At 63.6% G+C, this 21,607-nt stretch carries 15 protein-coding genes and 6 tRNA genes; 19 read left to right on the plus strand and 2 right to left on the minus strand.

All coding sequences use genetic code 11. From position 1 onward, the window contains the following. Positions 1-264 precede the first annotated feature (264 nt). The 10 genes from uvrB to SJI00_RS05400 all read left to right on the plus strand — a co-directional run bounded on the left by uvrB (position 265) and on the right by SJI00_RS05400 (position 6,467). Entirely contained in the window at positions 265-2,280 is a 2,016-nt protein-coding gene (uvrB, locus tag SJI00_RS05355) for an excinuclease ABC subunit UvrB (protein ID WP_322460703.1), read from the plus strand. Between the two features lie 108 nt (positions 2,281-2,388). Beyond that, positions 2,389-3,870, plus strand: coding sequence for a glutamate--tRNA ligase (gene gltX, locus SJI00_RS05360; RefSeq protein WP_322460704.1), 1,482 nt, complete (start codon positions 2,389-2,391; stop codon positions 3,868-3,870). A gap of 244 nt (positions 3,871-4,114) precedes the next feature. Continuing rightward, a tRNA-Ala gene (locus tag SJI00_RS05365) sits at positions 4,115-4,190 on the plus strand. Between the two features lie 71 nt (positions 4,191-4,261). Continuing rightward, positions 4,262-4,337: transfer RNA gene (locus tag SJI00_RS05370), tRNA-Glu, on the plus strand. 51 nt (positions 4,338-4,388) lie between these two features. Next, positions 4,389-4,464, plus strand: a tRNA-Ala gene (locus tag SJI00_RS05375). A 44-nt stretch (positions 4,465-4,508) separates the two neighbouring features. Next, a tRNA-Glu gene (locus SJI00_RS05380) sits at positions 4,509-4,584 on the plus strand. A gap of 64 nt (positions 4,585-4,648) precedes the next feature. Next, positions 4,649-4,724: transfer RNA gene (locus SJI00_RS05385), tRNA-Ala, on the plus strand. A 44-nt stretch (positions 4,725-4,768) separates the two neighbouring features. Next, positions 4,769-4,844 (plus strand) — tRNA-Glu (locus SJI00_RS05390). Positions 4,845-5,003: 159 nt separating this feature from the next. Further along, entirely contained in the window at positions 5,004-5,438 is a 435-nt protein-coding gene (locus SJI00_RS05395) for an acyl-CoA thioesterase (protein ID WP_322460705.1), read from the plus strand. Between the two features lie 45 nt (positions 5,439-5,483). Continuing rightward, positions 5,484-6,467, plus strand: a complete 984-nt coding sequence (locus SJI00_RS05400; protein ID WP_322460706.1) for a tRNA dihydrouridine synthase — start codon at positions 5,484-5,486, stop codon at positions 6,465-6,467. 19 nt (positions 6,468-6,486) lie between these two features. Here the strand turns inward: SJI00_RS05400 and SJI00_RS05405 are convergent, their stop codons facing one another. Both SJI00_RS05405 and SJI00_RS05410 read right to left on the minus strand, forming a co-directional pair. Next, positions 6,487-9,777: an EAL domain-containing protein gene (locus tag SJI00_RS05405; protein ID WP_322460707.1), complete on the minus strand. Its 3,291-nt coding sequence runs from the start codon at positions 9,775-9,777 to the stop codon at positions 6,487-6,489. A 60-nt stretch (positions 9,778-9,837) separates the two neighbouring features. Further along, positions 9,838-10,716 (minus strand): LysR family transcriptional regulator, encoded by an 879-nt coding sequence (locus tag SJI00_RS05410; RefSeq protein WP_322460708.1) that lies wholly within the window; start codon positions 10,714-10,716, stop codon positions 9,838-9,840. 134 nt (positions 10,717-10,850) lie between these two features. On the opposite strand from SJI00_RS05410, the gene leuC reads away from it, so the two are divergent. The 9 genes from leuC (at position 10,851) to SJI00_RS05455 (ending at position 21,596) form a co-directional block, all read left to right on the plus strand. Continuing rightward, positions 10,851-12,284: a 3-isopropylmalate dehydratase large subunit gene (leuC, locus tag SJI00_RS05415; RefSeq protein WP_322460709.1), complete on the plus strand. Its 1,434-nt coding sequence runs from the start codon at positions 10,851-10,853 to the stop codon at positions 12,282-12,284. After that, on the plus strand, positions 12,281-12,928 hold the full coding sequence (leuD, locus tag SJI00_RS05420; protein ID WP_322460710.1) for a 3-isopropylmalate dehydratase small subunit: 648 nt from the start codon (positions 12,281-12,283) through the stop codon (positions 12,926-12,928). The genes leuC and leuD overlap by 4 nt, the downstream gene beginning before the upstream one ends. Positions 12,929-12,992: 64 nt before the next feature. Further along, entirely contained in the window at positions 12,993-13,757 is a 765-nt protein-coding gene (locus SJI00_RS05425; RefSeq protein WP_322460711.1) for a class I SAM-dependent methyltransferase, read from the plus strand. 75 nt (positions 13,758-13,832) lie between these two features. Continuing rightward, on the plus strand, positions 13,833-14,915 hold the full coding sequence (gene leuB, locus SJI00_RS05430) for a 3-isopropylmalate dehydrogenase (protein ID WP_322460712.1): 1,083 nt from the start codon (positions 13,833-13,835) through the stop codon (positions 14,913-14,915). A gap of 65 nt (positions 14,916-14,980) precedes the next feature. Beyond that, the gene (asd, locus tag SJI00_RS05435; protein ID WP_322460713.1) at positions 14,981-16,093 is read left to right on the plus strand and encodes an aspartate-semialdehyde dehydrogenase; all 1,113 of its coding nucleotides are present in this window, start codon (positions 14,981-14,983) and stop codon (positions 16,091-16,093) included. A gap of 180 nt (positions 16,094-16,273) precedes the next feature. Beyond that, positions 16,274-17,278, plus strand: coding sequence for an aspartate-semialdehyde dehydrogenase (locus SJI00_RS05440; protein WP_322460714.1), 1,005 nt, complete (start codon positions 16,274-16,276; stop codon positions 17,276-17,278). Between the two features lie 69 nt (positions 17,279-17,347). After that, positions 17,348-19,936: a motility hub landmark protein FimV gene (locus tag SJI00_RS05445; RefSeq protein WP_322460715.1), complete on the plus strand. Its 2,589-nt coding sequence runs from the start codon at positions 17,348-17,350 to the stop codon at positions 19,934-19,936. Between the two features lie 128 nt (positions 19,937-20,064). Continuing rightward, positions 20,065-20,919 carry a tRNA pseudouridine(38-40) synthase TruA gene (gene truA, locus SJI00_RS05450; RefSeq protein WP_322460716.1) on the plus strand — a complete coding sequence of 285 codons (855 nt, stop codon included), beginning with the start codon at positions 20,065-20,067 and terminating at the stop codon, positions 20,917-20,919. Between the two features lie 56 nt (positions 20,920-20,975). Then, on the plus strand, positions 20,976-21,596 hold the full coding sequence (locus SJI00_RS05455) for a phosphoribosylanthranilate isomerase (RefSeq protein ID WP_322460717.1): 621 nt from the start codon (positions 20,976-20,978) through the stop codon (positions 21,594-21,596). Positions 21,597-21,607 lie beyond the last annotated feature (11 nt).

A 21,607-nucleotide genomic window follows, 5' to 3' on the forward strand; every position in this document is an offset into this window, starting at 1 on the left:
GATTGAAGGATGGGAGCGCGCGCACCCTTCAGCCGACATGCACTGAAGCGGTGCACAAACGGGGAGTCAGTATAGTGATAGCGCTGCTGCGCCGCGACAGTCTGGCGCAGCTTTTCCGAGTTTTACGCTGAATTTTTTCCAACCATTGCCCGATCCGCCAGGTCCACTGCACAGCAGCCGGTCGTGCAGCCCAGGAAAGCGTTCTAGGTTGCGCCCGAATGGGTATAAACTACTGGCTAAATTTACAGGTGGCAGAGGTCGTCCATGTCCGAATTCCAGCTCGTGACCCGTTTTGAGCCTGCAGGCGATCAGCCCGAGGCCATTCGTCAGATGGTCGAAGGCATCCATGCAGGCCTGGCGCATCAGACCTTGCTCGGGGTCACAGGCTCCGGCAAGACCTTCAGCATCGCCAACGTCATCGCGCAGGTGAAGCGGCCCACACTGGTGCTGGCGCCGAACAAGACCCTCGCGGCGCAGTTGTACGGCGAGTTCAAGGCGTTTTTCCCCAATAACGCCGTCGAGTATTTCGTTTCCTATTACGACTACTACCAGCCTGAAGCCTACGTGCCGTCATCTGACACCTTCATCGAGAAAGATGCCTCGATCAACGACCATATCGAGCAGATGCGCCTGTCGGCCACCAAAGCGCTGCTGGAGCGGCGCGACGCGATCATCGTCACCACCGTGTCGTGCATCTACGGTCTGGGCAGCCCCGACACGTACCTGAAAATGGTCCTGCACATCGACCGTGGCGACAAACTCGATCAGCGCGCATTGCTGCGCCGCCTGGCTGACCTGCAATACACGCGCAATGAAATGGACTTTGCCCGTGCCACGTTCCGTGTGCGTGGCGATGTCATCGACGTGTTCCCGGCAGAGTCGGACCTCGAGGCCATCCGCATCGAGCTGTTCGATGACGAGGTCGAGAACATTGCCGCGTTCGACCCGCTGACCGGCGAGGTGATTCGCAAGCTGCCGCGCTTCACCTTCTATCCCAAAAGCCATTACGTCACGCCGCGCTCAACGCTGCTCGATGCCATGGAAGGGATCAAGGCCGAGCTCAAGGATCGCCTGGAATACCTGCACAAGAACAACAAGCTGGTCGAGGCGCAGCGCCTCGAGCAGCGCACCCGCTTCGACCTGGAAATGATCCTCGAACTGGGCTACTGCAACGGCATCGAGAACTACTCGCGCTATCTGTCCGGCCGCCCGTCCGGCGCGGCGCCGCCCACGCTCTACGACTATCTGCCGCACGACGCCCTGCTGGTGATCGACGAATCCCACGTCAGCGTTCCGCAGGTCGGCGCCATGTACAAGGGTGACCGGTCGCGCAAGGAAACCCTCGTCGAGTACGGCTTCCGCTTGCCCTCGGCGCTGGACAACCGGCCCATGCGCTTCGACGAATGGGAGTCGATCAGCCCGCAGACCATCTTCGTCTCGGCAACCCCGGGCCCCTATGAGGCCGAGCATGCCGGGCGTGTGATCGAGCAGGTGGTGCGCCCCACAGGGCTGATCGACCCACCCGTCGAGGTACGGCCTGCGCGGACCCAGGTCGACGACCTGCTGTCCGAAATTCGCAAGCGTGTGGCCGTGGGTGAGCGAGTGCTTGCGACCACCCTGACCAAGCGCATGTCCGAAGACCTCACCGATTACCTGGCCGATCACGATGTCAAAGTGCGTTACCTGCACTCGGACATCGACACCGTCGAGCGCGTTGAAATCATCCGCGACCTGCGCCTGGGGACATTCGATGTGTTGGTCGGCATCAACCTGTTGCGCGAGGGCCTGGACATGCCAGAGGTGTCGCTGGTGGCGATCCTCGATGCCGACAAGGAAGGCTTTTTGCGCTCAGAGCGTTCGCTGATTCAGACCATCGGCCGCGCGGCGCGCAACCTCAACGGCCGGGCCATTCTGTACGGCGACCAGATCACAGGCTCCATGCAGCGCGCGATCGATGAAACCGACCGCCGCCGTGAGAAGCAGATCGCATTCAACGAAGCGCATGGCATCGTGCCCAAGGGTGTGGTCAAGGACATCACGGATATCCTCGAAGGCGCGGTCGTGCCGGGAGCGCGGAGCAAGAAGCGCAAGAACGCGGCCAAGGCGGCCGAGGAAACCGCACTGGCCGAGGCCCAGCTCAAGACCCCGGCCGACATCACCAAGCGCATCAAGCAGCTTGAAGAGCGCATGTTCCAGGCTGCCCGCGACCTGGAGTTCGAGACCGCCGCGCAATTGCGCGACGAAGTCGGCAAGTTGCGTGACCGCTTGATCGCCAGCTGACCTGCGCTGCCTGGGCCCGGACAGGGCTCAGGTATTGCCATGGCTGGAGCAGGATGCCCGCTCCCTGCTAACATCGCGCCTTTGTTTCATTGCCCTTCGAGACCCCCAATGACCACCGTTCGTACGCGTATCGCGCCATCGCCCACCGGCGATCCCCATGTCGGCACCGCCTACATCGCCCTGTTCAACTACTGCTTCGCCAAGCAGCACGGCGGTGAGTTCATCCTGCGCATCGAGGACACCGATCAACTGCGTTCGACCCGTGAGTCGGAGCAGCAGATCTTCGACGCCCTGCGCTGGTTGGGTATCGAGTGGAATGAAGGCCCTGATGTCGGTGGCCCGCACGGCCCTTACCGGCAGAGCGAGCGTGGCGAGATCTATGCCCGCTATGCCAAGCAGCTGGTCGAAGCTGGGCACGCCTTCTACTGCTTCTGCAGCGCCGAAGAGCTGGAGCAGATGCGTGCCGAACAGATGGCGCGTGGCGAGACCCCGCGCTATGACGGTCGCGCCCTGCAATTGAGCGCTGAAGAGGTGGCGCAGCGCCTGCAGGCTGGAGAGCCGCATGTGATCCGCATGAAGGTGCCCACCGAGGGCGTCTGCGTGGTGCCGGACATGCTGCGTGGTGACGTGGAAATCCCGTGGGACCGCATGGACATGCAGGTCTTGATGAAGAACGATGGGCTGCCCACCTATTTCCTCGCCAACGTCGTCGATGACCACCTGATGGGCATCACCCACGTGTTGCGCGGCGAAGAGTGGCTGCCTTCGGCGCCCAAGCTGATCAAGCTCTATGAGTATTTCGGCTGGGAACAACCGGTGCTGTGCTACATGCCGCTGTTGCGTAACCCCGACAAGAGCAAGCTGTCCAAGCGCAAGAACCCCACCTCGGTCACGTTCTACGAGCGCATGGGCTTCCTGCCCGAGGCGATGCTCAATTACCTCGGGCGCATGGGCTGGTCGATGCCTGACGAGCGCGAGAAGTTCTCTCTGGCCGAAATGGTCGAGCATTTCGACCTGTCTCGCGTGTCGCTGGGCGGTCCGATCTTCGACATCGAGAAGCTGTCCTGGCTCAACGGCCAGTGGCTGCGTGAATTGCCGGTCGAACAGTTCGCCGCGCGGTTGCAGAAGTGGGCGTTCAACAGTGATTACATGATGCAGATCGCGCCGCATGTGCAAGGCCGTGTCGAGACGTTCAGCCAGGTCGTGCCGCTGGGTGGGTTCTTCTTCGAAGGTGGCGTGGCGCTCGATGCCAGCCTGTTGCAGAGCAAGAAGCTCAGCGCCGACCAGGTGCGCCAGGTCATGCAGCTCATTCTGTGGAAGCTTGAAGGCCTGCGCCAGTGGGAAAAGGATCGCATCACTGGCTGCATCCAGGCGGTGGTCGAGGCGTTGTCGTTGAAGTTGCGCGATGCCATGCCCTTGATGTTCGCGGCAATCACTGGGCAGGCTAGCTCGGTGTCGGTGCTCGATGCCATGGAAATCCTTGGCCCGGACCTCACGCGCTACCGTTTGCGCCAGGCATTGGACCTGCTGGGCGGTGTCTCGAAGAAAGAAAACAAAGAGTGGGAAAAGCTGCTCGCAACCATCGCCTGAAGGGTGTGAGGAGGCGGGGTTTGCCCGTCTCTTCGGGGTGATCGGCCGGTCGCAGGCAGAATGAAACCTGTTTGCGACAAGGCGGAGCGTTAAGTGATTGTTATCTGAGAAATTTTTTTAAGTCATTTTAAAAAATAAGTTTGACAGACAAGCAATCGGATTTTAATATGCGCCCCGTCCACAGCGACGAGCCAACATGAAACGCCAGCCACCCAGCCAGCGTTTTGGCAACTCGCGACATCGTGGGGCTATAGCTCAGCTGGGAGAGCGCCTGCATGGCATGCAGGAGGTCAGCGGTTCGATCCCGCTTAGCTCCACCACATTCCGCTTCACGGCTTTGGCCGGGAAGCAGGATCAGGTCCAGCGCCTGGTCTTGAAGGTAAGAAGGTTCGTCCCCTTCGTCTAGTGGCCTAGGACACCGCCCTTTCACGGCGGTAACAGGGGTTCGAGTCCCCTAGGGGACGCCAGTTCTGCACAAGCGATGCTCTACTGTCGCTGGGCCGCGAGGCTAGAAATCCGGGGCTATAGCTCAGCTGGGAGAGCGCCTGCATGGCATGCAGGAGGTCAGCGGTTCGATCCCGCTTAGCTCCACCAATTTTGCCAGGATGCGTACCAACGCATCTGCACGAAGGTTACATGTCCCCTTCGTCTAGTGGCCTAGGACACCGCCCTTTCACGGCGGTAACAGGGGTTCGAGTCCCCTAGGGGACGCCACTTTACCCGTGTTTTGCGGGACTTAAAGAGGCTCATTCGCCTATTGAATGAGCCTTTTGTTTTCGGGGCTATAGCTCAGCTGGGAGAGCGCCTGCATGGCATGCAGGAGGTCAGCGGTTCGATCCCGCTTAGCTCCACCATTTTTGCCAGGATGCGTACCCACGCATCTGCACGAAGGTTACATGTCCCCTTCGTCTAGTGGCCTAGGACACCGCCCTTTCACGGCGGTAACAGGGGTTCGAGTCCCCTAGGGGACGCCATTTTCACTCGCGTTTTGCGAGACTTCAAAGGCTCATTCGCATATTGAATGGGCCTTTTGTTTTTCTGGCTTCAGGTCGCTTGCCCTGTCCTGCCGCCCAGTCAGCAGGGCGGCGGCACATCCGTTACACTCGGCCGCTCACCTGATTCACGGAGCGGCTATGAGCTGGGACCTGGCAACGCCATTCATCATCGACCTGCGTGTCGGCAACGAAGACATCGACGGCCTTGGCCATGCCAACAACGCCGCGTACGTCACCTGGCTGGAACGCTGCGCCTGGCGTCACTCCCAGCGCCTGGGCCTGGACCTCACCGAATACCGCAGGCTCGACCGTGCCATGGCAGTGGTCCGACATGAAATCGATTACCTGGCCGCCGGCTACGAGGACGACGAGCTGCAACTTGCCACTTGGATCGTCGAATGGGACCAGCGGCTGCGTATGGTTCGTCGCTTCCAGCTCAAACGTCCATGCGATGGCGTCACCTTGCTGCGGGCCCAGACCACCTTCGCCTGTATCGAGCTGTCCACTGGCAAACCCAAGCGCATGCCGCCTGAATTCATCGACGGCTACGCCCCGGCGCTGATCCGCGCCTGAGGTGCCAGCCGAGCGTTACGCCCCGCCTTCTTTGAGAGTTGTATTATGCAAATTGCCCTGGCCCCGATGGAGGGGCTGGTCGACAACATCCTGCGCGACGTACTGACGCGGGTGGGTGGTATCGACTGGTGCGTCACCGAGTTCATCCGCGTCAGCGAGCGCTTGCTGCCTGCCTCGTCGTTCCACAAGCTGGCGCCCGAGCTGCGCCAAGGTGCACGCACGGCAGCGGGCGTGCCCATGCGCGTGCAGTTGCTCGGCTCTGATCCGCAGTGCCTGGCCGATAACGCCGCGCTGGCCTGTGAGCTGGGTGCGCCAGTCATCGACCTTAATTTCGGCTGCCCGGCCAAGACGGTGAACAAGTCGCGGGGCGGGGCCGTGTTGCTCAAGGAGCCCGAGCTGCTGCATGCCATCGTGCAGCACGTGCGCCGCGCCGTGCCGGCGCACATCCCGGTCACCGCGAAAATGCGCCTGGGGTTTGATACCCCCGACGGCGCGCTCGATTGCGCCATCGCCTTGGCTGATGGCGGGGCCGAGCATCTGGTGGTGCACGCACGCACCAAGGCTCAAGGCTACAAGCCGCCCGCTCACTGGGAGTGGGTAGCCCGCGTGCAGGATGTGGTCAAGGTACCGGTGTTCGCCAATGGCGAAATCTGGACGGTCGAAGACTGGCAGCGCTGCCGGGAAGTGAGCGGCGCCCAGGACATCATGCTCGGTCGCGGCCTGGTGTCTCGGCCGGATCTGGCCTTGCAGATTGCCGCTGCGCGCGACGGGCTGGACTACCAGCCCCTGACCTGGCCGGCACTGCTGCCGCTGCTTCAGGAGTTCTGGCGTCAGGCGCAGGACAAACTCTCGCCGCGCTATGCGCCCGGGCGATTGAAGCAGTGGCTGGCCATGCTCACGCGCAGCTACCCCGAAGCGGTGGCCCTGTTCGCCGAACTGCGTCGCTCTGCAGACTGCCAGGCCATCAGTGCATTGCTCGGCACGCCAGCGTGGACCGGCAGCACTCGCACAGGTGCCTGTGTGGCCTGAGCAGACGTTTGCAACAGGGTTATCGACAGGCGCTCGGTGACTGCTCCAGCGTTCGTCGGAACTCATCGAACGGCAGCGGGCGGCTGTGCAGATAGCCTTGGTAGTAGTGGCAGCCCAGCCCTTCGAGAAATGCCAGTTGCTCCGGCAGCTCCACGCCCTCGGCGATCACGGTCAATTTCAGGCTATGGGCCATGGCCACGATGGCGCGAACGATTTCAGCACCGTTGGGATCGATCGGCGCATCGCGGACGAAGCTCTGGTCGATCTTCAGCGCGTCGACTGGCAGGCGCTTGAGGTAGGTCAGCGACGAATACCCGGTGCCGAAGTCGTCCATGGCGAAGCTCACGCCCTGTCGTCTGAGTGCGCGCATCTTGGCGATGGTGTCGTCCAGGTTCTGAATCACGATGCCTTCGGTAATCTCCAGCTTGAGCAGGCGATGGGGCAGACCCTGCTCGTCGAGGCTGCGTAGCACGCGCTCGACGAAATCGCCCTGGCGAAACTGCCGCGGGCTGATGTTCACGCACAGACTGAACACATGGGCGTCGATCAGCCCATCAGCGACCAGCCTTGCACAGGCGGCACAGGCCTGGTCGAGAATCCAGCTACCCACCTCCAGGATCAGGCCGCTTTCCTCCAGGACCTGAATGAACTGCCCAGGCGGTTGCTGGCCGAGTTGCGGGTGATGCCAGCGCAGCAGCACTTCTGCACCGATGATGCGGCTGTCACGGGCGTCGACCTGGGGCTGAAAATGCAGCGTCAGTTCGTCACGCGCGAGCGCCAGGCGCAGGTCGTTTTCCATGCGCAGGCGTTCGCTGGCGGCCTTCTGCATGGTGCTGTGGAACAGCTGTGTGGTGTTGCGGCCCGAATCCTTGGCACGGTACAGGGCGATGTCGGCACGCTTGAGCAAGTCGGCCGGCGTGTTGCCGTGATCGGGGATCAGCGCCACGCCAATGCTGGGGGTGACCTGGAGGCGCTGGCCATCGAGCGACATGGGCTCGGCCAGCAGCCCGCGCAAGGTATCGGCCAGTTCACGGATGGTGTGCTCGACGCTGGCGCGCTCGCCCTGCAGCCCGCTGATCAGCACCACGAACTCGTCGCCGCCCAGCCGCGCGACCATGTCTTGTTGGCGAACGCTCGCTTCCAGGCGCGCGGTGATGATCTTGAGCACGGTGTCGCCCACTGGATGGCCCAGCGAGTCATTGATGTGCTTGAAATGGTCCAGGTCGAGAAACAGCAGAGCGCCACGCAGGTTGTGCTGCCTGAGCCAGTCGATCTGCTGACTGAGACGCTCCATGAGCAAGGCGCGGTTGGGCAGGTTGGTCAGCGGGTCGTGGTAGGCCAGATGGCGAATCTGCGCCTGGGCGTCCCTGAGCAGGCTCACGTCCCGCGCGGTGAGCAGCAGGCACGGGGTGTCATCGAGGTTGATCGGCTCCACCGAGACTTCCACGGTGAGCAGGTTGCCCTGCTTGCTGCGCCCGAGCATTTCCCGGTGCAGCACCCGTCCCTTGGCTTTGATCTCCCTGAGCAGGCCGGCGCGCTGCTGCTCGTCGGCCCAGATGTTCAGCGCCTGGGCCGTGCGCCCGAGCACGTCCGCTGCGCTGTAGCCGGTCAAGCGGCAGAAACCGTCGTTGATTTCGATGTAGCGGCCAGTAGCGCATTCGGTGATGGTGATGGCATCGGGGCTTGAGTGAAAGGCTTTGGCGAACTTCTCTTCGCTGGCCTTCAGCGCGGCTTCGGCGCGTTGCTGCTGGGTGATGTCGCGCAGCGTCGTGACGCTGCAAGGCTGACCGTCGACGCTGATCAGTCGGCTGGAAATCACGCAGGTCAGCACGCTGCCATCTTGATGCCTGACCCTGACCACCACGTTGTCCAGGCCCTCGCCCCTGATGATCCGAGTCAGGTGCTCGGCGCGCTGCGCCGACTCGCCGCACAGGCCGAGCTGCTCGCTGTCGCGACCAATCACCTGCTCTGCGGTCCAGCCAAAGGTCTGGGTGAAGGCATGGTTGATTTCGATGAACTGGCCGGTGTCACGGCGGGTGACGCAGATCGGGTCGGGGCTGACCTGAAACAGGCTGGCAAATTTCTCCTCCGAGGCCACCAGGCGTTGCTCGCGCGCCACTTGTTCGGTGATATCGAGCAGCGTGCCGGCCATGCGCAAGGGGGTGCCCTGATCGTCCCGGTACAGCCGTGCACGGCTCTCGATATAGCGCGAGGCGCCGTCGCTCAGTTGCACCCGATAGGTGATCTGGTAGTTGCCCGCCGGGCCCTCGCGCAGGCTGCGGTAGGCCTGGCGCATCACCGCACGTTCTTCTTCGGGCACCCCCTCGAAGAAGGCCTCGAACGATTCGTGGAACGGGACCGGGTCCAGGCCATGCAGTTGTGCCGCGCGCGCCGAGCCGTACAGCATGCCGCTTGGGATATGCCAGTCCCAAGTGCCCAGTTGCGCCGAATCCAGGGCCAGGTCGAGGCGTTCCTGGCTGTCTTTGAGGGCCTGCTCGGCGCGCTTGCGGTCGGTGGTGTCGACAAAGGTGCTGATCAGGTGTGCAACCCCTTCAAGCTCGATGCTCTGAGCTGAAAGAATGCCGTCGCGCACTGTCCCGCTGCTGGCTCTGAACTGAACCTCCAGGGTGGCCGGGCGCGTGTTGTTGCGGGTGGCTTCGAGCATCTGCATGCGCTGCTCGGGATGGACCCACAGGTCCAGCGCTAGCGTGGTCTTGCCGATCACGTAGGTGCCCGGCCAGCCGAGGGTGTGCTCGAAATGCTGGTTGACCTCCAGAATCATGCCGTCTTGCCGGCGGCTCAGCAGGATCAGATTGGGGCTCAAGTGGAAGAGGGTGGCAAAACGTTTTTCCGAGTTCATCAGCGCGGCTTCTCGCTCGCGCTGCCGGGTCACTTCGCGCACCACACCGATCATTTGTCGACGGCCGTCCGGGTTCAGCGTCAGGCTGCCGCTGATTTCCAGCCAATGCAGGCTGCCGTCGGGCCAGCGGATGCGATGGCGCATGGCCTGTCGCACGGGCTCGCCGTCGAGCACCGCCTGGAAGGCTTGGCGCGTGCGCTGCCGGTCTTCCTCGGGCAACAGCTCAAGGTAGTCCAGATCATGCGGGAGGGGGCGCTGCGGATCGAAGCCGAACAGCGCGTGGGTGCCCCGCGACCAGCTCACCCGGCCACTGTCGATATCCCACAGCCAGGCGCCCAGACGTGCGCCATTGAGTGCAGCCAGCAGTTGCGGAGCGTTGCGCCAGGCCCGTTCCGAGGCTTGCGGGTCGACGGCAGGAATGCGCGGCAGGGGATCAGCGGAGTTGGGCATCGATACCAGACCTTTGGCGGATGGAGCGTCCCTGACAATGAGTGCCGTTCTGGCGAGCGGTCAGGCCGTGCTGGCGTGGCTGTTGAGCAGTGCCATGAAAGCCTTTGCAGCGTTGGATAGCGTGCGCTCGGTGTGCAGAATGTAGCCTAGCTGGCGGGACAACTGAATGCCCTCGAGCGCGATGGGCGCCACCTGCTCATCGAGCATGGTGCGCGGCAGCACGCTCCAGGCCAGACCAATGGAGACCATCATCTTGATGGTCTCCAGGTAGTTGGTGCTCATGGCGATGTTCGGGGTCAGGCCCTGGCTCTCGAACAGGCGCTGGACGATGTGATGGGTAAAGGTGTTGCCACCCGGAAACACCGCTGAATGCCCGGCGACCTCGGCCAGGGTCACGCCGCTACTGCGCGCCAGCGGATGCTCGGGCGCCGCGACGAAATCCAGCGCATCACGCCAGATCGGTACCGCCTGGAGCAGCGCATGCGGCTCGGGCGCAAGGGTGATCACGGCGATTTCGGCGCGGCCATGGAGAATCTCGTCGTAGGCCGCTTCCGAATCCATGAACTGGATATCCAGCGCCACGTCCGGGTACTGCCGGGTGAACGTGCGCAGCAGCGGGGGCAGACGGTGCAGGCCGATGTGGTGGCTGGTGGCCAGGGTCAACCGGCCGCCCACTTCTCCTGCAAGATTGGTCAGCGCGCGGCGGGTGTCATCCAGCACGTTCAGGATCTGATAAGCGCGTGGCAGCAGGGCGCGACCGGCTTCGGTCAGGCCCACTTCGCGCCCCAGCCGATCGAACAGGCGTACGTTCAGTTGCTGCTCAAGCCCGGCGATGCGTTTGCTGATCGCCGGTTGAGTGAGGTGCAAGCGCTCACCTGCAGCGGAAAAGCTGCTGCATTCGGCGACGGCAATGAAGGCGCTGAGATTGGCCAGGTCCATGACTGCTTGAATTCCTGATGGTTATGCAAAGTATGAAAAATATGAATTTGAGTTATTCAATGTAACGCCATAGGATTCGCCCATACAAGCCAAGTGGTCTTTGGCATAGAAACACGCTGATGAGGAACAGTCCGATGGCTGGCAAAACGCTCTACGACAAACTCTGGGACGCCCATGAGGTCAAGCGCCGTGATGATGGTTCGTCGCTGATCTACATTGATCGGCACATCATTCACGAAGTGACTTCGCCGCAAGCTTTCGAGGGTTTGCGTCTGGCCAAGCGCCAGCCTTGGCGCATCGACGCCAACATCGCCACCCCCGATCACAACGTGCCGACCACACCCGAGCGCAAGGGCGGTATTGCGGCCATCGCCGATGAAGTGTCGCGCCTTCAGGTGCAGACCCTCGACGAAAACTGCGATGAGTACGGCATCGTCGAATTCAAGATGAATGACCAGCGCCAGGGCATCGTCCACGTCATCAGCCCTGAGCAGGGTGCCACCTTGCCTGGCATGACCGTGGTCTGCGGCGACTCGCATACCTCCACCCACGGCGCGTTCGGCGCGCTGGCCCACGGCATCGGTACGTCCGAGGTAGAACACGTGCTGGCCACCCAGTGCCTGGTCGCCAAGAAGATGAAGAACATGCTGGTGCGGGTCGAGGGCGAATTGCCTGTTGGTGTTACCGCCAAGGACATCGTGCTCGCCGTGATCGGCAAGATCGGCACCGCGGGCGGTAACGGCCATGCCATGGAGTTCGCCGGTAATGCCATTCGCCAGTTGTCGATGGAAGGGCGTATGACCATCTGCAACATGTCGATCGAAGCGGGTGCCCGCGTCGGCCTGGTGGCAGTGGATGACATCACTGTGGCCTACGTGGAGGGTCGTCCGTATTCACCCAAGGGCGAGCAGTGGCCATTGGCGGTCGAGGCCTGGAAAAACCTGGTGTCCGACGACGATGCGGTGTTCGACACCGTGGTCGAACTCGACGCTGCGCTGATCAAGCCGCAGGTCAGCTGGGGCACGTCGCCCGAGATGGTCCTGGCCGTCGACCAGCGTGTGCCTGATCCTGCCGCCGAGTCGGACCTGGTCAAGCGTGGCTCGATCGAGCGCGCCTTGCGCTACATGGGGCTGATCGCCAACCAGGCGATCACCGACATCAAGCTCGACCGCGTCTTCATCGGTTCGTGCACCAACTCGCGGATCGAAGACCTGCGCGCGGCTGCCGCTATCGCCAAGGGCCGCAAGGTCGCTGCCAACGTCAAACAGGCACTGGTAGTACCGGGCTCCGGGCTGGTCAAGGCCCAGGCCGAGCGTGAAGGGTTGGACAAGATCTTCGTCGAAGCCGGCTTTGAATGGCGTGAGCCCGGCTGCTCGATGTGCCTGGCGATGAACCCCGACCGCCTGGAAAGTGGTGAGCACTGCGCCTCCACCTCCAACCGCAACTTCGAAGGCCGTCAGGGCGCCGGTGGCCGCACCCACCTGGTCAGCCCGGCCATGGCCGCCGCCGCTGCGGTGACCGGTCACTTCATCGATGTCCGCGAGTTGATCCAAGGGAGTGCAGCATGAAAGCCTTTACCCAGCACACCGGCCTCGTTGCGCCGTTGGACCGTGCCAATGTCGACACCGACCAGATCATCCCCAAGCAGTTTCTCAAGTCGATCAAGCGCACCGGCTTCGGTCCTAACCTGTTCGATGAGTGGCGCTACCTCGATGTCGGCCAGCCCTACCAGGACAACAGCAAGCGCCCGTTGAACACCGAGTTCGTGCTCAACCACGCGCGCTACCAAGGCGCCAGCGTGCTGTTGGCACGGGAAAACTTCGGTTGTGGTTCGAGCCGCGAGCACGCGCCGTGGGCGCTGGACGAATACGGCTTTCGCAGCGTCATCGCCCCAAGCTTTGCCGACATTTTCTACAACAACAGCTTCAAGAACGGGCTGCTGCCGATCATCCTCAGCGACGAAGAGGTCGATGAGCTGTTCGCCCAGGTCCAAGCCAACCCGGGTTACCAACTGGTCGTCGATCTGCAGGCCCAGGCGGTGACTCGCCCAGACGGCAAGGTGCTGCACTTCGAGATCGATGCGTTTCGCAAGCACTGCCTGCTCAATGGCCTGGACGACATCGGCCTGACCTTGCAGGACGGCGATTCGATCAAGGCGTTCGAAGACAAGCACCGCGCCAGCCAACCCTGGTTGTTCCGCGACGCCCGATGAACGGGCCAGGGGGGTTGCTCGCAGCCCCCTGCCTCTCTGCGACTGACCCCCAAGGACTCCTACCATGACCCGCAGCGCCCACACCGATGTGGTCCAGCGCCAGTTCGGCGAACAGGCCAATGCCTACCTGACCAGCACCGTGCATGCCCAAGGCAGCGAATTCGCCCTGCTACAGGCTGCACTGGACGGGCAGGGCAGCGCGCGCGTGCTGGATCTGGGCTGCGGGGCAGGGCATGTGAGTTTCCACGTTGCGCCGCGAGTGGCCGAGGTGGTGGCCTATGACCTGTCGCCGTCGATGCTCGAGGTGGTGGCCGCGTCCGCGGCCGAGCGGGGCCTGGGCAACATCGTGACCACCTGCGGTGCGGCCGAGCGCTTGCCGTTTGACGACGCGTCGTTCGACTTCGTGTTCAGCCGCTATTCGGCCCATCACTGGAGCGACCTGGGCGTGGCCCTGCGCGAAGTGCGCCGGGTACTGAAGCCGGGCGGGGTGGCGGTGTTCGTCGATGTGATGTCGCCAGGCAGCCCGCTGCTCGACACCTATCTGCAAAGCGTGGAAGTGCTGCGCGATACCAGTCACGTGCGCGACTACAGCGGCGCCGAATGGCAGCATCAGCTCAGCGAGGCCGGTCTGTGGGTGCGCAGCCTTACGCGCCAGCGCCTGCGTTTGGAGTTCTCCAGCTGGGTTGCGCGCATGCGCACGCCTGAACCCTTGCAGGTGGCGGTTCGCCAGTTACAGCAGGCGATGGGCGAAGAAGTGCGGCAGTATTACCAGATCGAAGGCGACGGCTCGTTCAGCACCGATGTGCTGGTGGTGTTCGCCGAGCGTTAGGCTCGGTAGACGATGAGCACGGTTTTTTTCGGCAGGGCCACCTGTGCCCTGTCGCTCGAATGAATAGAGGAAAGCATGAGCAAGCAGATTCTGATTCTCCCAGGTGATGGCATCGGTCCGGAAATCATGGCCGAGGCGGTCAAGGTCCTGGAAGTGGCCAACGACAAGTTCCAGCTGGGCTTTACCCTCGAACACGACGTGATTGGCGGCGCTGCCATCGACCGGCATGGCGTCCCCCTGGCCGATGAGACCCTGGAGCGTGCGCGCAAGGCCGATGCCGTGCTGCTCGGCGCTGTCGGCGGGCCGAAGTGGGACAAGATCGAACGCGACATTCGCCCAGAACGTGGCCTGCTGAAAATCCGCGCGCAACTGGGCCTGTTCGGCAACCTGCGCCCGGCCATTCTCTACCCGCAATTGGCCGATGCCTCATCGCTCAAGCCTGAAATCGTCTCGGGGCTGGACATCCTTATCGTTCGCGAACTCACCGGCGGCATCTACTTCGGTGCGCCGCGCGGCCAGCGCGAGCTGGACGGTGGTGAGCGTCAGGCCTATGACACCTTGCCCTACAGCGAAAGCGAGATCCGCCGTATCGCCCGGGTCGGCTTCGACATGGCCCGGGTACGTGGCAAGAAACTCTGCTCGGTCGACAAGGCCAACGTCCTGGCGTCCAGCCAGCTGTGGCGCGAAGTGGTGGAGGAGGTGGCCAAGGACTACCCGGACGTGGACCTCAGCCACATGTACGTCGACAACGCTGCGATGCAGCTGGTGCGTGCGCCCAAGCAGTTCGACGTGATGGTGACCGACAACCTGTTCGGCGACATCCTTTCGGATGAAGCCTCGATGCTCACCGGCTCCATCGGCATGCTGCCGTCGGCCTCGCTCGATGCCAACAACAAGGGCATGTACGAGCCCTGCCACGGCTCGGCCCCGGACATCGCCGGGCAGGGCATCGCCAACCCGTTGGCAACCATTCTGTCGGTGTCGATGATGCTGCGCTACAGCTTCGACCAGGCCCAGGCTGCCGATGCCATCGAGCAAGCGGTGAGCCAGGTGCTGGACCAGGGTCTGCGTACCGGTGACATCTTCTCCGAGGGCAGCCGCAAGGTCGGTACCCGTGAAATGGGCGATGCAGTAGTCGCCGCCCTGCGGAATCTGTAATCTCTCTGCCCCCGCCACCGTCTCCCTGACGGTGGCGGCCCACTTTTAGCAAAGGTGTAGTTGCGATGAAACGTGTAGGTCTGATCGGTTGGCGTGGAATGGTCGGTTCCGTGCTCATGCAGCGGATGCTGGAAGAACAGGACTTCGACCTGATCGAACCTGTGTTCTTCACCACCTCCAACGTCGGTGGGCAAAGTCCGAACGTGGGCAAGGAGACCGCCCCGCTCAAGGATGCCTACAGCATCGATGAGCTCAAGACCCTTGACGTCATTCTGACCTGCCAGGGTGGCGACTACACCAGCGAAGTCTTCCCCAAGCTGCGTGAAGCCGGCTGGCAGGGCTACTGGATCGATGCCGCCTCGTCGCTGCGCATGCAGGACGACGCGGTGATCGTGCTCGATCCGGTCAACCGCAAGGTCATCGACCACCAGCTCGACATCGGCACCAAGAACTACATCGGCGGCAACTGCACCGTCAGCCTGATGCTGATGGGCCTGGGCGGCCTGTTCGAGGCCGGGCTGGTCGAGTGGATGACGGCCATGACCTACCAGGCCGCTTCCGGCGCAGGCGCGCAGAACATGCGCGAGCTGATCCGCCAGATGGGCGCCACCCACGCCGCCGTCGCCGATGAGCTGGCCAACCCGGCCAGCGCCATTCTCGACATCGACCGCAAGGTTGCCGAGGCCATGCGCAGCGACGCCTACCCAACGGAAAACTTCGGCGTGCCGCTGGCCGGCAGCCTGATCCCCTGGATCGACAAGGAACTGCCCAACGGCCAGAGCCGCGAAGAGTGGAAGGCGCAGGCCGAGACCAACAAGATCCTGGGGCGCTTCAAGAACCCGATCCCGGTCGACGGTATCTGCGTGCGCATCGGCGCCATGCGCTGCCACAGCCAGGCGCTGACCATCAAGCTGAACAAGGACGTGCCGCTGGCCGACATCGAAGGCCTGATCAGCCAGCACAACCCTTGGGTGAAGCTGGTCCCGAACCAGCGCGAGGCCAGCATGCAGGAGCTCTCACCTACCCAGGTGACCGGCACGCTGAATGTGCCGGTCGGGCGCCTGCGCAAGCTGAACCTAGGGTCGCACTACATCGGCGCATTCACCGTCGGCGACCAACTGCTGTGGGGCGCTGCCGAGCCGCTGCGGCGCATGCTGCGCATCCTGCTGGAGCGTTGATCGGGCACGCCTGATCGAGCGACACCCGAACCCGTCCTGGCCTGTGCCAGGGCGGGTTTTTTCATGGGGCGCGATGGCCTTTGGCGGTTCACCGCTGCACCTGAGCGGGCGTGGCACATTGGCTCCCTTCGGGCAATGCGAGTACAGTGCCGCTCCCGTTTCGCCAGAGGCTGTGCCCACATGAACCCCACTTTCAATATCGCCGTCGTCGGCGCCACCGGCAGTGTCGGTGAAACCCTGGTACAGATTCTGGAGGAACTGGCGTTCCCGGTCGCCACCCTGCACCTGCTTGCCAGCATGGAGTCCGCTGGCAGCAGTGTGATGTTCGCTGGCAAGAAGCTGCGCGTGCGTGAGGTCGACAGCTTCGATTTCAGTCAGGTGCGCCTGGCCTTCTTTGCCGCCGGCTCAGCCGTCAGCCTGAGCTTCGCAGAAAAGGCGCGCAAGGCCGGTTGCGCAGTCATCGACCTGTCGGGTGCTCTGGCCGACGCCGTACCGGTGGTGCCCGAAGCCAACCCTGAGGTGCTGGAAACGCTGTCCCAGCCTGCCTGGGTCACCAGCCCCAGCGCAGCGGCAGTCGCCTTGGCCGTGGCCCTGGCGCCGCTCAAGCGCCAGTTGGACATCGAGCGTGTACAGGTCACGGCGTGCCTGGCCGTGTCGGCCCAGGGCCGCAAGGCCGTCAACGAGCTGGCCCGGCAAACCGCCGAGCTGCTCAACGCCCGCCCCCTGGAACCGCAGTTCTTTGATCGGCAAGTGGCGTTCAACGTCTTGCCACGGGTCGGCGCCGAGGATGAGCAGGGCCATACCCTGCTCGAACAGCGCCTGCTCCACGAACTGCGGGCGCTGCTGGGTATGCCCTCGTTGAAGATGGCCGTGAGCTGCATTCAAGTCCCGGTGTTTTTCGGCGATAGCTACAGTGTCAGCGTGCAGAGTCGCGGGCCGGTCGACTTACCGGCAGTGCTGACCGAGCTGGATCGGGCGCCGAGCATTGAACGTGTCGAGGGGGACGACTATCCAACGCCGGTGGGCGACGCGGTCGGGCAAGACGTGGTCTATGTTGGACGAGTACGTCGGGGAGTCGATGAGGTCGAACAGCTCAACCTCTGGCTCACCACTGACAATGTCCGCAAGGGTGCAGCGCTGAATGCCGTGCAAGTGGCGCAATTGTTGATTAAACACATGGTGTAAAAGATACTGGATAGCAATTTTGTCCCGAAACCGCGCGCGTTTCAGGACGATTCTTACAAGGACAGGGTCATGCTTCGAATTCGCAAACTGGTACTCGCCATCGCGGCAGCTTCGGCATTGTCGTCCGGTGCGGCCAACGCCCTGGTACTGGGTGAACTGACCCTGCATTCGGCACAGAATCAACCGCTGGATGCCGAGATCGAACTGCTTGATGTGCGCGATCTCACCGCTGCCGAAGTGGCGCCCAGCCTGGCGCCGCCCGAGGCATTCAGCAAGGCAGGGGTGCCTTACCCGGCCTACCTGCAAAGCCTGACCTTCACCCCGGTGATCACACCCAACGGCCGCAGCGTGCTGCGCGTCACCTCGAACCAGCCGATGTCGGCTCCGGTGATGCGCTTCCTGGTCCAGGTGATGTGGCCGCAAGGGCGCCTGCTGCGCGATTACAGCGTGCCACTCAATGCCCCTGCGGCCGATCAGCCCAAGGCCGGCAACGCCATCGCGCCTGCGCAGAGCCAGGCCGCCAACTACACCACCAAGCGGCGTGACACGCTGTGGCAGATCGCGGCGCGCAACAGCAATGGTGGGTCTATCCAGCAGACCATGGTGGCTATTCAGGCACTGAACCCGGACGCGTTCATCGGCAACAACATCAACCAGCTCAAAACCGGCCAAGTGCTGCGCCTGCCGGACCCACAGCAGGTGCAGAGCATTCCCCAGGGTGAAGCGCTGAGCGAAGTTGCCGAGCAGTATGCCGCCTGGCGCGAAGGTCGGCGCCTGGGGCCTCGCGCCCGACAGCTGGACGCCACCCGCCGCGGTGAGGCAGAGCCTGCGCCCGAGCGCATTGCCCAGGGCGATACCTTGCGCCTGGTCTCGCCGGGCACCCAGGCGGACGGTGCCAAAGCAGACGCCCTCAACGATCAACTGGCCGTGGCCCAGGAAAGCCTGGACACCAGCCGTCGTGACAACGACGAGCTGAAAAGCCGCATGACCGACCTGCAGAGCCAGCTGGACAAGCTTGAGAAGCTCATCGCGCTGAAGAATGACCAGCTGGCGCGGCTCGAGGCGCAAGGCGCGGCACCAGCGGCCGCTGATGCCGCGCAGGCCACGCCCGACCCTCAGGCGCCTGCTGGCGTGGCGGCGGTGCCTGCGCCCATCGCCCCGGCCATCGAGCCCGCACCTGCGGCCGTCGATACCACGCCAACGCCCGATCAGCCGCCCGCGGCGGCGGACGAACAGGCTGCTCAGCCTGGCGAACCCACCACAAGTACGCTGGATGACCTGCTCGGCAATCCGGTCCTGCTTGGGCTGATCGCCGGCTCGCTGTTCCTGGTCGTGCTGCTGCTGGTGCTGTTGCTTCTGCGCAAGCGCAAGGCCGATCAGGAAGCCGAGAAGCATGTGCGCATGGCCCGCGCGCTGGAAGAGGAGGGCCCGCGCGATCCGGATTTCGACATGCCGCTCGAAGCCGATGATGCGCTGCACGCACCCAGCGTAACGCTTTCGCCGGCCGTGGTGGCGGCCTCGGCCGCTGCCGCAACCGCCGCTCAAGGCGCCGCAGCACCTGTGCCCCAGCAGGACCCGGTCGCCCAGGCCATCGCCCAGGCGCAGCAGCACCTCAAGGCGGGTCAGCTGAACCAGGCCACCCAAGTGCTTGAACCGGTGGTCGAGGCTTATCCCCGCCGCAGCGATGCGCGCTTGCTGCTGATGGAGGTCTATGCCCGCCAAGGCGATCAGGACGCGTTTTCCGGTCACGAACAGCAACTGCCCAACGACGAGCTTCACCGCGGTGAAGTCGAGGCCTTGAAGTCGCGCTATCCGGCCATGCTGGCGCTGGCTACCGGCTTGAGTGCCGCGGCGTTGGCGGCAGAGATGGATGAGCAGTACGTGCAGGGCCTGCTGGACGAGCAGGCCTCTGCCGCCACTGAGGCGCACGCCGAGCCTACCCAAGACCTGTCGCTTGATCTCGACAGCCCACTGGACCCGATCGAGCCGGCCTCGCTGGATGAAGACTTCGACCTGAGTCTGGACAAGCCGGCGCCAGCGGTCAGCGACCGGACTGCGGTCGATAGCCGTCTGGACGCGGTCGAGCCGGTCGCCGACTTCGGGCCGGCGCTCGGCGCGCAGGATGCCGTAGAGCCTGGCCTGGCCGAGCAGGACGACGATGATTTCGAAACCCTGTTGGCCCAGGCGCAGCTCGAGGCGCTGCAGCCCGTGGGCGAGCCATCAGCCCAGGCGGATGATCCGCTGGACGACTTCGACCTGAACATCGCCGATTCCTCCGCCTCCGGTGGCGCAGCGGTGCCTGCGGCCGAGCGCTCGGACGATTTCGACCTGTCGATGGCGCTGGATGACGAGTCCCCGGCGGCGCGCAACTTCGCCTCCGAGGTCGATGACGTCAACGCCGAGTTGAACAAGCTGTCTCAGGAGCTGGAATCGCCGCCCCTGGACACCGGCATGGGCCAAGCGGACGAGCCGGTCGATGACCTGGACTTCGATTTCTTCTCTGGCACCGATGAGGTCACCACCAAGCTTGACCTGGCCCGCGCCTATGTCGACATGGGCGACAGCCAGGGCGCCCGCGACATTCTCGACGAGGTGCTCAAGGATGGTGACGACGGGCAGCGGCAAGAGGCCAAGGAGTTGCTGTCGCGACTCGCCTGAGGCTTCACTGCGGCGCCAGTTCGCCCGCCAGGCTGAATCGGCGCTGCCCCAACGTAGCGGGCAAGCGTTTCCCTCCTGCACAGCCCTGATACAATCTGGCCTTTGTTTCAGCTACAGGTCCGTTTTTCTTGAACATCTCCGACAACGACGCGGCCGAATCCGCCGCCGAAGGTTTGACCCGTATCGCCTTGGGCGTTGAATACAAGGGCTCGCGCTACCGTGGCTGGCAGCGCCAGGCCAGCGGCGTGGCCAGTGTCCAGCAGGCGTTGGAACAGGCCTTGTCGACCGTCGCCAACGAGCCCATCACGGTGTCGTGCGCCGGGCGGACCGACGCCGGTGTGCACGGCTGCGGTCAAGTGGTGCACTTCGATACCCGCGCCGTGCGCGATGAGCGCGCCTGGACCATGGGCACCAACTACAACCTGCCTCACGACATCAGCGTCAGCTGGGCCCAGCCCATGCCCGCGGATTTTCATGCGCGCTTCAAGGCCAATGCGCGGCGTTACCGCTATGTGATCTACAACGACCCCGTTCGGCCGGCCCATCTGGCCGAGGAAGTGACCTGGAACCACCGTCCGCTGAATGTGCAGCGCATGGCCGAAGCCGCGCAATGCCTGCTGGGTACCCATGATTTCAGCGCTTTTCGCGCCAGCCAGTGCCAGGCCAAGTCACCGATCAAGCACATTCATCACCTGCGCGTGACCCGTCATGGCCGGATGATCGTGCTCGATATCCGTGCCACGGCGTTTCTTCATCACATGGTGCGCAACATTGCCGGGGTGCTGATGACCATCGGCGCCGGTGATCGCCCTGTAGCGTGGGCGCGGGAGGTGCTGGAAGGCTGCGACCGTCGTGCCGGCGGCGTGACGGCCCATCCTTATGGGCTCTATCTGGTGCAGGTCGAATACCCGGAGCCTTATGTGCTGCCGCAGCGATACATCGGTCCGCATTTTTTGACCGGCTACGAAGCACTGGCCGACTGACGGGAAAGGCTTGGTTTGCTACTATCGGCCCCTGCATTTGCCAGGGTTCGCCGCTTATGAGCAACGTTCGCAGCAAGATCTGTGGAATCACCCGCGTCGAGGACGCACTCGCCGCCGCGCACGCCGGCGCCGATGCCATCGGCCTGGTGTTCTATGCCAAGAGCCCGCGGGCGGTGACCGTCGAGCAGGCGCGGGCGATCATCCGTGCGCTGCCGCCGTTCGTCACCACCGTCGGTTTGTTCGTCGACGCATCGCGCTGCGAGTTGGGAGAAATCCTCGATGCTGTGCCGCTCGACATGCTGCAGTTTCATGGCGACGAAACGCCGGAGCAGTGTGAGGGCCATGGCCGGCCCTGGATGAAGGCCCTCAGGGTGCGCCCGGGCGATGATCTGGAAGCGGCCTGCCAGCGCTATGCCGGCGCCAGCGCGATCCTGCTCGACGCCTATGTGGCCGGCGTGCCCGGCGGCACGGGGCAAGCGTTCGACTGGTCGTTGATTCCCGCGCGATTGAGCAAGCCGGTGGTCTTGGCGGGCGGTCTGTCGGCTGCCAACGTCGCCGAGGCCATCGCCCGGGTCAAGCCGTGGGCGGTGGATGTCAGCGGCGGGGTGGAGCAGGGCAAGGGCATCAAGGATGCCGGCAAGATCCAGGCATTCCTGCAGGCGGTTCAAGGCGCCTGAGGGCGAATGTG

Source organism: Pseudomonas gebzensis (assembly GCF_034427815.1).
Taxonomy (GTDB): domain Bacteria; phylum Pseudomonadota; class Gammaproteobacteria; order Pseudomonadales; family Pseudomonadaceae; genus Aquipseudomonas.